We start from the raw sequence: 11,340 nt of genomic DNA, 5'->3' as shown, positions 1-11,340 counted from the left end.
CTTAGCGCATCAGCCCGCCAATCAGATTGCGCGCAAACCGGCCAAGGCCGGGAATGCCGAAAGCCTTGCCCAGTTCGGTCGCCGCCGTGCCGGCCGCCGCGCTGGCCGCGCTGGCCTTGGGGTTGGCGCGGCTGGTCTTGCCTTGCAGCGTGCTCGCCAGAATCGACCCCGCGCTGGCGGCGGCGGCCCCGGCGGCCGCCTTGGCGACCTTGCCGCCAAGCCCATCCCACAGGCTGGTCGATTTGCGTTCGCGCTTGCCGACTTCCGCTTCGCCCACATCCGCCACTTCCTGCGCCGTGGCGGCGGCATCGGCCGCTTTCTGCGCCAGAATTTCCTCGGCGCTTTCGCGGTTGACCAGGGTGTCGTACTTGCCCTCCACCGGGCTGATTGACTGGATGATCGCGCGTTCTTTCGCATCGATCGGGCCAAGCCGTGAACGCGGCGGCTTCACCAGCGTGCGCTGCACGATCGAGGGCGCCCCGTCTTCCATCAGCGTGGAAACCAGCGCTTCCCCCACTTTCAGTTCGGTGATGGCGGTTTCCACATCGAGATCGGGATTGATGCGGAAGGTTTCCGCCGCCGCCTTGATCGCCTTCTTGTCGCGCGGGGTAAAGGCGCGCAGCGCGTGTTGCACGCGGTTGCCCAATTGCCCGGCGACATCTTCGGGCACATCGATCGGGTTCTGGGTGACAAAATAGACCCCGACCCCTTTCGAGCGGATCAGCCGCACGACCTGTTCGATCTTGTCGAGCAGTGCCTTGGGCGCATCGTCAAACAGCAGGTGCGCCTCGTCAAAGAAGAACACCAGCTTCGGCTTGTCCGGATCGCCCACTTCGGGCAGCACTTCGAACAGTTCGGCCAGCAACCACAGCAGGAACGTGGCGTAGAGCTTGGGGCTCTGCATCAGTTTGTCGGCGGCGAGCACGTTGATATAGCCACGCCCCTTGTCGTCCACTTTCAGGAAATCGGTGATTTCCAGCGCCGGTTCGCCAAAAAAATGGTCCGCCCCCTGGCTTTCGAACGAAAGCAGCTGGCGCTGGATCGCACCAATGCTCTGCTTGGTCACATTGCCGTATTTGGTGGTCAGATCGGCCGCATTTTCCGCCGTATAGGCAAGCATTGACCGCAGATCGGCCATGTCGAGCAGCAGCAACCCCTGTTCATCGGCATAACGGAAGACGATGTTCAGCACGCCTTCCTGCGTTTCGTTGAGATCGAGCAGGCGGGCCAGCAGCAACGGCCCCATTTCCGACACCGTGGTGCGGATCGGATGGCCCTGTTCCCCGAACAAATCCCAGAACACCGCCGGATTATCGGAATAGGCATAATCCGTCATGCCCAGTTCCTTGGCCCGGCTTTCCAGGATGGCCGCGTTCTTGAAGGTGGAAGACCCCGGCATGGAAATGCCCGACAGATCGCCTTTCACATCGGCCAGAAACACCGGCACGCCTTCTGCGGAAAAGCTTTCGGCCAGCCCCTGCAGCGTGACCGTCTTGCCGGTCCCGGTGGCGCCCGCCACCAGCCCGTGGCGATTGGCCCGACGGAGATTGAGCACTTGCCGTTCGCCGTTCGCGCCCAGCCCGATGAAGATTTCGCCCATCTGTTTCAATTCCCAATAGGATCGGCCAGCGCCGCGTTGTGCCCCATGATGTGGAACGCGGAAAAATTGCCGTCAAGCACCGCCGATGGCATGATGCCACACGCGGCGGGGTTTCTTTTCACGACGGGCGCAGTAAGGCGATCGACGATGGGCGCGCGAAACGTTTTTGTCCTGCTTGACGATGCGAGAGCAGAAGGTGCGAGCGACGCACACCTGTTCGAGCAACCGCGCGCGCTGTTCATTGCCCGCCGCCCGGAAGACGTCGCGGCCACGCTGGCCGCCGCCGATACCGCGCTGGCCGAACAAGGCGGTGCGCTGGCCGGTTATCTCGCCTACGAAGCGGGGCTTGCGCTGGAACCCAAGCTGGCGCCGCTGGCCGCCGCGCGGACCGGCGCGGATGGCCCGCTGGTCTGGCTGGGCCTGTTCGCACAGCACACGGTCATCCCGGCTGCCGACATGCCGCGCTGGCTGGCCGATCACGGGCAGGTGTACCCGCCCCCGGCAATTGGCCCGCTCGATCCGCAGGTTTCCCCCGGTGGCTATGCCCGGCAATTCGATGCCCTGCGCGCGGCGATCCAGGCTGGCGACATCTATCAGGCCAATCTCACTTTCCCGCTGGCAGGCAGCTATCGCGGCGATCCGCTGGCGCTCTATGCCGCGATCCGCCCGAAGGCCGCTGCCGGGTATGGCGGGGTGATTTTCGACGGTTCGCACTGGCTGCTGAGCTTCTCGCCCGAATTGTTCGTTTCCTTGCAAGGGGCTTCGGCCAAGGCCAAGCCGATGAAAGGCACCCGCCCCCGCGCACGCACGCCCGAACAGGACGCGGCATTGGCCAGCGAACTGGCGCATTCGGAAAAAGACCGCGCGGAAAACCTCATGATCGTGGACCTGATGCGCAACGATCTGTCGCGCGTATGCGCGCCGGGCAGTGTCCGGGTGGATGCGCCGTTCGCCGTCGAAACCTATCCGACCGTGCACCAGATGGTCTCTACCATCCGTGCCACTTTGCTGCCGGACATGGGGGCGATGGACCTGGTCCGCGCGATCTTTCCTTGCGGGTCGATCACCGGGGCGCCGAAAATCCGCGCGATGGAACTGATCGATGAAACCGAACCACGCCCGCGCGGCCCCTATTGCGGCGCGATCGGCTGGATCGCACGGGAATTGGCATCCCCGGATGCAGAGGGAACTAGCCGCGCGGCCTTCAATGTGGCAATCCGGACATTACGGCTCACCCCCGGGGAAGGCGGGTCGGGCCATGCGGTGCTCGGCGTGGGGTCGGCGGTCGTGGCGGATTCGCAATGCCTGCCGGAATGGCGTGAGTGCCTTGTTAAGGGAGATTTCGTGCGCCAGTCTGCTGCCGCTGCCTGCGACCTGATCGAAACCATGCATTTCGATCCGGAACAGGGAATACCATTGTTGGAACTGCATCTTGAACGATTGAAGACAAGCGCGGGGGAGCTTGGGTTTGTTTTCGACCGCCACGCCACGCGCAACCATATCCATGCGGTGTGCTTTGAACTGGAACAGCCCGCGAAAATCCGTCTGGTACTGGCACGCAGCGGGGCGACCGCGCTGGAAGCCGGGCCGTTGCCGCCTGTCTCCACGGCACCGCTGCGCTGCGCCGTGCTGCCGCTGCCGCTCGATCCCGGCGACACGCGCCTGCGCCACAAGACCAACGATCGCGGCCTCTATGATCGCGCGCTCCAGATTGCCCGCACCGCCGGTGCCGACGAGGCGCTGCTGCTGCGCGATGACGGACTGGTGACCGAAGGCAGCTTTACCAATATCTTCGTCGAGGGGGATGACGGCGTGCTGCTGACGCCTGCGGCCCGGCTGGGCCTGTTGCCCGGCGTGCTGCGCCATTCGCTGATCGAGGCCGGCAAGGCGCGTGAGGCGGAACTGACGCTCGACGATCTCGCGGGCGGATTCCTGCTCGGCAATGCCCTGCGTGGGCTGATGAAGGCGGAGTTGCTCTGATGATCCAGCCACGGTTGTCCCAGGCGCTGCAGCGCATTGAAGTGTCGCGCACCAATGCCGCGACCGACCGCGCCACCGCCCTGCGCGAACAGGGGCGCGATATCATCTCGCTCTCGGTCGGCGAACCCGATTTCGCCACACCCCCGCATGTAATTCAGGCGGCCAAGGATGCGCTCGACGCGGGGCAGACGCGCTATACCCCGGTCACCGGCACCGCGCGGCTGAAAGAAGCCGCCGCGCTGCATTTCCGGCGCGATCTGGGGATAGAAACGAATCCCGGACAGGTGATTGTCTGCAACGGTGGCAAACAGGCGATCTTCAACGCGCTGCTGGCCACGATAAGCGCGGGCGAAGAAGCGATCGTGCCAGTGCCATGGTGGGTCAGCTATCCGCAGATCATCCGTTTCGCCGGGGGCAAGGCGGTGCCGCTGATCACCCATGCGGGCAACAATTTCCGCTTCGACGCCGCCGATCTCGAAGCCCTGATCACCCCGTCGACCCAGTGGCTGCTGCTCAACAGCCCCGGCAATCCGACTGGCGCGGTCTATCCTGCCGAGATGCTGCGCGCGATTGGCGAAGTGCTGCGCCGCCATCCGCAAGTCATGGTGCTGTCCGACGATATCTATGCGCCGCTCAATTACACCGGGCAGCCGCATGCCACGCTGGCCGCGCTGTGCCCCGATCTGGCAGACCGCATCTGCACCGTCTCCGGCGTGTCGAAAAGCCATGCCATGACCGGCTTCCGCATTGGCGTGGCCACCGGCCCGCAATGGCTGATCGACGCCATGGGGCGGCTGCAATCCAATTCGACCGGCAATCCCTGCTCCATCAGCCAGGCGGCGGCCGCCGCCGCGTTCGAAGGGCCGCAGGATTTCCTGCAGGACTGGTCCGCGCGGTTCCGCACCCGGCGCGATATGGTGGTGCAGGCGATCAACGCCGTGCCCGGCCTGTCCACCCCGACGCCCGATGGCGCATTCTACTGCTATATCGATGCCACCCCGCTGATGGACCGGTTCGGCGACGACGAAAAACTGGCACTGCATCTGCTCGACCACGGGGTTGCGATTGTCGCCGCGTCCGCGTTTGGCGGTCGGAACGGTTTCCGCATCAGTTTCGCGGCGGACGAGGCCGTGTTGCAGGAAGCGCTGGCGCGCATTGCGGCAGCGCTGGCATGATGCGATCGCCCGCCTTCCCTTATCCCACGTGCCGCCCCGCGGCGCACAACGCTGAAAGTCCCCCTGTATGACCACCATCCCCATAGTGTTCGAGGATGGCGAAGCGCTGGTCATCAACAAGCCCGGCGGCTTGCCGATCGAACGCCCGCGCAAGGGCGGGGCCAGCCTGGAAAACTATCTCGAGGAACTGAAGCTGGGATTCCAGCGCCCGCCGGTGCCGGTCCATCGCATCGATACCGACACCTCGGGCTGTCTGCTGCTGGCCCGTAATCCCAAGGCGCTGAAACGCTTTGCCGCCGCGTTCGAGGCGCGTCAGGTCGAAAAGACCTATGTCGGGCTGATCGCCGGGGAACTGGCGGAAGAGGCCGGCACGATCGAATTGGCCCTGTCCAAGATCAGCTCGGCCGCCGATGGCTGGAAAATGATCCCCGCCCGCAAGGGCAAACCAGCCATTACCCACTGGCGCCGGCTGGCGGTGCAGGACGGCATTACCGCAGTCGAATTTCACCCGGTGACCGGGCGCACCCACCAGATTCGCGTCCACACCGCGTCCGGCCTTGGCCATGCCCTGCTGGGCGATCCGGTCTATGGGCGCCCCGATTCGCGGGTGCGGCGCACCATGCTGCACGCCTACAAGCTGGGCCTGCACCGCACCGGCAAGGACGCCATCACCGCAACCGCCCCCTTGCCCGGCGATTTCCACGGATTCGGGATCGACTGGGACAGTGCCGACCTGACCCCGTGAGCACCCCCACGAGCGAGAGCGACATCGTCGCCCGCGCGCTGGCGCTGGCCGAGGAAAGCTTCATCGCCTCTTCCGGGCCGGGGGGCCAGAATGTCAACAAGGTCGCCACTGCCGTACAATTGCGGATCGATGTCTTCGCCCTGCGGCTGCCCCCGCCGGTGTTTCACCGCCTGAAAGCGCTGGCTGGCAGCAGGATGACCGCGCGCGGCGAAATCGTGCTGACGGCCCGCACGCACCGTACGCAAGAGGCGAATCGGCTGGAAGCGCGGGGCCGCCTGGCCGATCTGATCGCCAAAGCGGAAGTCGAACCGGTGAAGCGCAAAAAGTCCCAGTTGAACCGCGTCGGCAAACAGAAACGGCTGGAAGGCAAGAAACTGCGCGGCACGGTCAAGGCCAATCGCGGCAAGGTCGACTGGTAGCCGCCGGATCGCTTGACTTTTCCCCACGCCTGTCGCATTGGCCGCGCCCTGTAGAGGCGGTGCCGCGTGCGCCGCTTTCGTGTTTTCGGCCAAAGACCGGCCTTAAGGAATATAGGAATACGCCATGGCGAAGCCCGCAACCGTCAAGATCAAGCTGGTCTCCACCGCCGACACCGGTTTCTTCTACGTCACGAAGAAGAATCCCCGTAACTCCACGGAAAAGTTCACTTTCCGTAAGTACGATCCGGTCGTGCGCAAGCATGTCGAATTCAAGGAATCGAAGATCAAGTAAACCCGAACAGGGGTTCACCAGCAGTTCAAGCCCGCTAGAATAGCGTTTCCCGCTGCCAATAGCGAAAGGGCTGAACGACTTGATCATTGCTCCGAAAAAGCTGATTCGCTGGGGTCTGGCGGCCATGGCCGCCGTGGCGACCCCCGCGACAGTATTGCTTGCCCCCGCAACGCCCGCTCTTGCCGCGCCCGGCGCGGACATGGATCAGGTCGTTGCCGCGCTGCGCGCGATTTCGACCATGCGCGCCGATTTCGTGCAGACCGATCGCGCGGGGCAAAGCATGTCCGGCGTGCTGACGCTGAAGCGCCCGGGCAAGATCCGTTTCCAGTATGAAAAAAGCGTGCCGGTGCTGATCGTCGGTGATGGCAAGGCCCTCACCATGATCGACTACGAAGTGCGGCAGGTGCAACGCTGGCCGATCAAGAACAGCCCGCTGGGCGCGCTGCTCGATCCCAGCCGCGATGTCAGCCGTTATGGCAAACTGATCCCCACCGGCAACCCCGGCGTCAGCAGTGTCGAGGTGCACGATCCCAAGCGCCCCGAATATGGTCGCATCACTCTGGTGTTCGTGAAGAACCCGGCTGCCCCCGGCGGGATGGAACTGGCCAGTTGGGTGGCGCTCGATTCCCAGAACAAGCGCACGACGATTCGCCTTTCGAATCAACGGTACGGTATGGCTGTTCCTGACAGCACGTTTACCTACAAGGATCCGCGCGCCACGGGTCGTCGCACGCCTTGAACAGAACAACGCCGTTGCGTGCAGACACTACGGTAAATTGTTCAACACTGTTCATTGAGTAGCAAGGCCGAACACCCTATCTATGACAACACAAGGCGGATCGAGGCGGGTTTCCCCCCTGTTGCCCTAGCCTCTCCCCAAGGCCGCCTTGTCAGCGTGACGAACGCTCGAACGAACCCTCGCCCCACTTGCCCCCGGGGCGGGGGTTTATCGTTTCCGCAGATGCCCCTGTACGACGGACTCAGCGCGACCGGCCGCGTATGCAAAACGCGGCATGGTTTATCGCATCGCTTTTTGCGGAAAACCGGTTCCCACTTTTCCGCGCGATGCTGTTTCTTCGCCGCATCGCTTTTTGCGGAAAACCGGTTCCCACTTTTCCGCGCGATGCTGTTTCCTCGCCGCATCGCTTTTTGCGGAAAACCGGTTCCCACTTTTCCGCGCGATGCTGTTTCTTCGCCGCATCGCTTTTTGCGGAAAACCGGTTCCCACTTTTCCGCGCGATGCTCTAAAGCCCTGCCCATGGTTACGATTGCCACATGGAATATCAATTCGGTCCGGTTGCGGATCGATCAGGTCGAACGCTTTCTTTCTGAACAGGCGCCGGATGTGCTGTGCCTGCAGGAAATCAAGGTCGCGGAGCATCTGTTCCCGCACGATATGTTCGAACGGCTGGGATACACCCACCGCGCGATTCACGGGCAGAAGGGCTATCACGGCGTCGCCACGGTCAGCCGCATCCCCATGCGCGAATTTTCGCGCCACGACTGGCAGGATAACGGCGAGGCCCGCCATGTCGGGGTGGAATTGCTCGGTCCGGGGCAAGGGGTGCTGCTGGAGAACGTCTATATCCCGGCGGGCGGCGATATCGCGGATCGCACGGTGAACCCCAAATTCGGACAGAAACTGGATTTCATCGAACGCATGACCCGCTGGTCCGACACGCTGGACCGGCCGACCATCCTGACGGGTGATTTCAACATCGCGCCGCTCGAATGCGATGTCTACAACCACAAGGCCCTGCTCAAGGTCGTCAGCCATACACCGCTTGAGGTCGAAACGCTCACCCGCCTGGGCGATGCGCATGGCTGGGTCGATCTGGGGCGCAAGCATATCCCCGCGCCCGAACGCAATTACAGCTGGTGGAGCTATCGTTCCTTTTGGCGTGACAAGGACCAGGGCCGCAGGCTGGATCACATGTGGGCGTCGCCCGATCTGGCGCAGCAATCGGTCACACACCGCATTGTCGAAGAAACGCGCCGCTGGGACCAGCCGAGCGATCACGTGCCCCTGATTACGGAATTCGCGCTGTGAACGACCCCGCCGTCAGCGGTTCCCGCCGGGTTGCACAGGCGATTGACGCCCTGCGCCACGGCTGGCCCCTGGCCATGGCTGGCGGGCCGGTGCTGCTGCCGGTGGAAACTGCGATTGCGGCCGGGGCGACATCCGCCGACATGCTGATTTCCGCCGCGCGCGCGGCCACGCTGAAACTCGCCAACCAGCGCGAGGCGGCAGAGCCGCACGCCCCTGTGCTGATCCGGGCTGCGGAACCGTTCACACTGGCCACCGCGCGGCCGATTGCCGATCCCGCGCTCGATCTCGGCAATCCGCTCAAGGGGCCGTTTCTGGCCGAAACGCTGCCATGGCGCGACAGCGCGATCGCGGCGATGGAACTGGCCCGGCTGGCGGGGATTCTGCCCGCGTTCATGGTCGATCCCGCCCATGCGGGTGAGGCGCAGGCCGTGGCTCCCGATGACCTTGCCGCGTGGAAGGACATGGCGCAGCTATCCATCGCCACGCGCGCGCGCCTGCCGGTGGCCGCCTGCGAAACCGCCGAAATCGTCGCCTTTCGCAGCGCGGACGATCTGCGCGAACATGTCGCGCTGATTATCGGGCGGCAATCGGGCGACCGCGCGCCGCTGGTCCGGCTCCATTCCGAATGCCTGACCGGCGATATCCTCGGCAGCCTGAAATGCGATTGCGGGCCGCAACTCGATGCCGCCCTGCACGCCATGGCCGACGAGGCGGCACAGGGCGGCTGGGGGGTTCTGCTCTATCTGCGGCAGGAAGGGCGCGGGATCGGCCTGATCAACAAACTGCGCGCCTATCGCCTGCAGGATCAGGGTTTCGATACGGTGGATGCCAATCGCCGGCTGGGCCTGCCCGATGAAGCCCGCGATTTCCCGGTCGCGGCGCGCATGCTCGATCTGCTGGGCGTCCATGCCATCCGGCTGATGACCAACAACCCGGCCAAGGTCGATGCGCTGGCGGCCGTGGGTGTCACGATTGCCGAACGGGTGCCGCACCAGTTGCCCGCCAACCCGCACAACGAACACTACCTCGCCACGAAGCGCGATCGCGCCGGGCACCTGCTGCGGTGAATCCGCCCGCGATCCGCCCCGAACAGGCAGGCGATCATGCCGCCATCGGGGCGGTGATCACGGCAGCCTTTGCCGGTGCACCGCATAGCGACGGGACCGAAGCCGCACTGGTGGAACGCCTGCGCGGCGACGATGACCTGACCGTCTCGCTGGTGGCGCAGGACAGCGACGGGACGATTATCGGACACGTCGCCTTCTCGCCGGTCACCATCGCGGATGGCACGCCGGGGTGGTATGGCCTCGGCCCGGTATCGGTGGCCCCGGCATGGCAGGGCAAGGGGATCGGCACCGCACTGATCCGCGAAGGCTTTGCCCGTCTGGGTGAAAGGGCTGCGCAGGGGTGCGTCGTGCTGGGCGATCCCGGCTACTATGGCCGGTTCGGTTTCACGCACGATCCCCGGCTGGCCTATCCCGGCCCACCGCCTGCCTATTTCCAGCGCGTGGTCCTGCAAGGGCCCACACCCACAGGGGACGTGCGCTACGCCCCGGCATTCGGCTGAACCGCCGCAGGGCCGATTTTCCTACACGCCGTCTTTCTGCCATCACCCCGCCATGGCGGAACGCATTTCACGACTGCGCACCCCGATAGCCTGCCCGCAACACAAGTGGCGGTGGAAAGTCACACAAGAACACATCAATACATTGATAAGAAACATATATTCTGATGTTTCCTACCGCATTCCGTGTCAACCTGCGGGGCGTGCCGGGCTAGATCTTCTCAAACCGCTTGATCCCGGGGCCAAGCTTGTTTTCGCCGATCTGCAACCGGTCACCCGACCAGTCGGCAACAAAAAGCGTGGTCCAGGTGACTTTGGGCGAAAGCCGGGCATCGTTGCCCGAAATGACCAGCCCGTCCGAACTGTTCTTCTTCCCTTCGGCGGCAATGGCGATCAGCGCCGCGTGGTTTTCATGGTCGGGGCCCTGCACGAACCAGTTGTTGGTGATCTGCCCGGTGGCCCCCAACGGCAGATCGATCATGTAATTGCTCCAGCGCCCGTTGGAATCATCGAAACTGTTGCCCGCGATCTGCACTTGTGCCGAACGGCTTTTGAGATAGTGCCCGCCCGCCCCGCGTTCGAACCGCGACCGGGTGACACGCACCAGTCCGTATTCGCCGATATAGATCGAATGCGCGCACCCGCCCGAATAGGCGCAAGTGCCGAGATTGGTGAACGTCGATTTGTCCACCACCACCCGGCCCGATGGATCGGCATTGCCGAGGATGCCCTGCTGGCTGTCCCTGAACCAGCTCTGCACCACGGTCAGGTTACCCTTTTCCTGCCGGATACCGGCGGCATTGCCCGAGTAGATCGAATTCATGTTCTGGAAGGTGATGCCCGAAACGCTGGCATTGAAACCGCGAAACACCAGCGCCGCCTTGTCTTCACAGATCGTGCCGTCGAAAATGACCGATCCCGGCGCGTTCGCGACATAGGACACATCGCCCGCTTCCTGCACCGCGCAATCGGCGTAGCGCCCGGGGGCAATCGTGATCGTACCGGTGCCGCCGCCAATTGCGTTCACCGCATCCTGCAGCCGCTCATAACGCTTGCCCGTTTCCTTGACGGTATAAGGCCCCGCGCCATGGCCCTGCGCCAGCAAAGCCCCACCGGGCAGCGCAAGCGCGGCGGCGGTCACAGCCAGAGAAGCCAGCATCGATACGCGACGCGACGGGCGAACAGGGGGTCGGTTCATCATCGCGCCCATCGTAGCCCGCTGCCCGCAACGGGCAACCGGCCGCAGAATAGCTGTGCCAAGGCTGCACGGAAGGCAAAATTGACCACGGTCAATTTTTGGCGCGACGATTCGCCTTAAGCCGCCCAAGTGGGAGGAGAATCGCATGATTCCGACGCATTTCGAATACTACAACCGCCGTGCACGCGAACACCAGACACTGGCGGACCACGCGGCGGATGCCGAACAACGCACGATGCATGAACGCCTGGTCGGCGCGTATCAGGAACTGGCGCACCGCTACCGGGCGCGCCCGAAACTGACAATCAAGGTCTGAC

At 64.0% G+C, this 11,340-nt stretch carries 12 protein-coding genes; 10 read left to right on the top strand and 2 right to left on the bottom strand.

Translation table 11 applies throughout. The features are described 5' to 3' along the window. Nucleotide 1: 1 nt before the first annotated feature. Nucleotides 2-1,600 (bottom strand): helicase HerA-like domain-containing protein, encoded by a 1,599-nt coding sequence (locus tag EGO55_RS09700; RefSeq protein WP_021689612.1) that lies wholly within the window; start codon nt 1,598-1,600, stop codon nt 2-4. A gap of 147 nt (nt 1,601-1,747) precedes the next feature. On the opposite strand from EGO55_RS09700, the gene pabB reads away from it, so the two are divergent. The 9 genes from pabB (at nt 1,748) to EGO55_RS09655 (ending at nt 9,828) form a co-directional block, all read left to right on the top strand. Beyond that, nucleotides 1,748-3,580, top strand: a complete 1,833-nt coding sequence (gene pabB, locus EGO55_RS09695) for an aminodeoxychorismate synthase component I (protein ID WP_021689613.1) — start codon at nt 1,748-1,750, stop codon at nt 3,578-3,580. Then, the gene (locus EGO55_RS09690; RefSeq protein WP_021689614.1) at nt 3,580-4,755 is read left to right on the top strand and encodes a pyridoxal phosphate-dependent aminotransferase; all 1,176 of its coding nucleotides are present in this window, start codon (nt 3,580-3,582) and stop codon (nt 4,753-4,755) included. Before pabB ends, EGO55_RS09690 begins: the two co-directional genes overlap by 1 nt. Before the next feature lie 67 nt (nt 4,756-4,822). Continuing rightward, nucleotides 4,823-5,500 carry an RluA family pseudouridine synthase gene (locus tag EGO55_RS09685; RefSeq protein WP_021689615.1) on the top strand — a complete coding sequence of 226 codons (678 nt, stop codon included), beginning with the start codon at nt 4,823-4,825 and terminating at the stop codon, nt 5,498-5,500. Continuing rightward, nucleotides 5,497-5,919: an alternative ribosome rescue aminoacyl-tRNA hydrolase ArfB gene (gene arfB / locus EGO55_RS09680; protein WP_021689616.1), complete on the top strand. Its 423-nt coding sequence runs from the start codon at nt 5,497-5,499 to the stop codon at nt 5,917-5,919. Before EGO55_RS09685 ends, arfB begins: the two co-directional genes overlap by 4 nt. 124 nt (nt 5,920-6,043) lie before the next feature. Then, complete coding sequence (gene rpmG / locus EGO55_RS09675; RefSeq protein ID WP_021689617.1) at nt 6,044-6,211, top strand: 50S ribosomal protein L33; 168 nt, start codon at nt 6,044-6,046, stop codon at nt 6,209-6,211. A 124-nt stretch (nt 6,212-6,335) separates the two neighbouring features. Next, nucleotides 6,336-6,950 carry a LolA family protein gene (locus tag EGO55_RS09670; RefSeq protein ID WP_052023661.1) on the top strand — a complete coding sequence of 205 codons (615 nt, stop codon included), beginning with the start codon at nt 6,336-6,338 and terminating at the stop codon, nt 6,948-6,950. A gap of 519 nt (nt 6,951-7,469) precedes the next feature. Then, nucleotides 7,470-8,261 (top strand): exodeoxyribonuclease III, encoded by a 792-nt coding sequence (locus EGO55_RS09665; RefSeq protein WP_021689619.1) that lies wholly within the window; start codon nt 7,470-7,472, stop codon nt 8,259-8,261. Further along, nucleotides 8,258-9,328: a GTP cyclohydrolase II gene (gene ribA / locus EGO55_RS09660; RefSeq protein ID WP_021689620.1), complete on the top strand. Its 1,071-nt coding sequence runs from the start codon at nt 8,258-8,260 to the stop codon at nt 9,326-9,328. The genes EGO55_RS09665 and ribA overlap by 4 nt, the downstream gene beginning before the upstream one ends. Then, a complete protein-coding gene (locus EGO55_RS09655; RefSeq protein ID WP_021689621.1) occupies nt 9,325-9,828 on the top strand; it encodes a GNAT family N-acetyltransferase in 504 nt (167 codons plus the stop codon). The genes ribA and EGO55_RS09655 overlap by 4 nt, the downstream gene beginning before the upstream one ends. Nucleotides 9,829-10,036: 208 nt before the next feature. Here the strand turns inward: EGO55_RS09655 and EGO55_RS09650 are convergent, their stop codons facing one another. Continuing rightward, nucleotides 10,037-11,026 carry a hypothetical protein gene (locus tag EGO55_RS09650; protein ID WP_210766688.1) on the bottom strand — a complete coding sequence of 330 codons (990 nt, stop codon included), beginning with the start codon at nt 11,024-11,026 and terminating at the stop codon, nt 10,037-10,039. 142 nt (nt 11,027-11,168) lie between these two features. On the opposite strand from EGO55_RS09650, the gene EGO55_RS20555 reads away from it, so the two are divergent. Next, the gene (locus tag EGO55_RS20555; RefSeq protein ID WP_021689623.1) at nt 11,169-11,339 is read left to right on the top strand and encodes a hypothetical protein; all 171 of its coding nucleotides are present in this window, start codon (nt 11,169-11,171) and stop codon (nt 11,337-11,339) included. Nucleotide 11,340: the final 1 nt, after the last annotated feature.

The organism is Caenibius tardaugens NBRC 16725 (genome assembly GCF_003860345.1).
Classification (GTDB): domain Bacteria; phylum Pseudomonadota; class Alphaproteobacteria; order Sphingomonadales; family Sphingomonadaceae; genus Caenibius; species Caenibius tardaugens.
Note: the sequence above shows the minus strand (reverse complement) of the source record. Positions and strands in the feature narration are given on the sequence as shown.

Excerpts from the sequence above, each read along its gene's own strand:
- pabB (WP_021689613.1), top strand. The coding sequence starts at position 1,748 with ATGGGCGCGCGAAACGTTTTTGTCCTGCTTGACGATGCGAGAGCAGAA.
- EGO55_RS09700 (WP_021689612.1), bottom strand. The coding sequence starts at position 1,600 with ATGGGCGAAATCTTCATCGGGCTGGGCGCGAACGGCGAACGGCAAGTG.
- EGO55_RS09670 (WP_052023661.1), top strand. The coding sequence starts at position 6,336 with ATGGCCGCCGTGGCGACCCCCGCGACAGTATTGCTTGCCCCCGCAACG.
- rpmG (WP_021689617.1), top strand. The coding sequence starts at position 6,044 with ATGGCGAAGCCCGCAACCGTCAAGATCAAGCTGGTCTCCACCGCCGAC.
- EGO55_RS09665 (WP_021689619.1), top strand. The coding sequence starts at position 7,470 with ATGGTTACGATTGCCACATGGAATATCAATTCGGTCCGGTTGCGGATC.
- EGO55_RS09690 (WP_021689614.1), top strand. The coding sequence starts at position 3,580 with ATGATCCAGCCACGGTTGTCCCAGGCGCTGCAGCGCATTGAAGTGTCG.
- EGO55_RS09685 (WP_021689615.1), top strand. The coding sequence starts at position 4,823 with ATGACCACCATCCCCATAGTGTTCGAGGATGGCGAAGCGCTGGTCATC.
- EGO55_RS09650 (WP_210766688.1), bottom strand. The coding sequence starts at position 11,026 with ATGATGAACCGACCCCCTGTTCGCCCGTCGCGTCGCGTATCGATGCTG.
- EGO55_RS20555 (WP_021689623.1), top strand. The coding sequence starts at position 11,169 with ATGATTCCGACGCATTTCGAATACTACAACCGCCGTGCACGCGAACAC.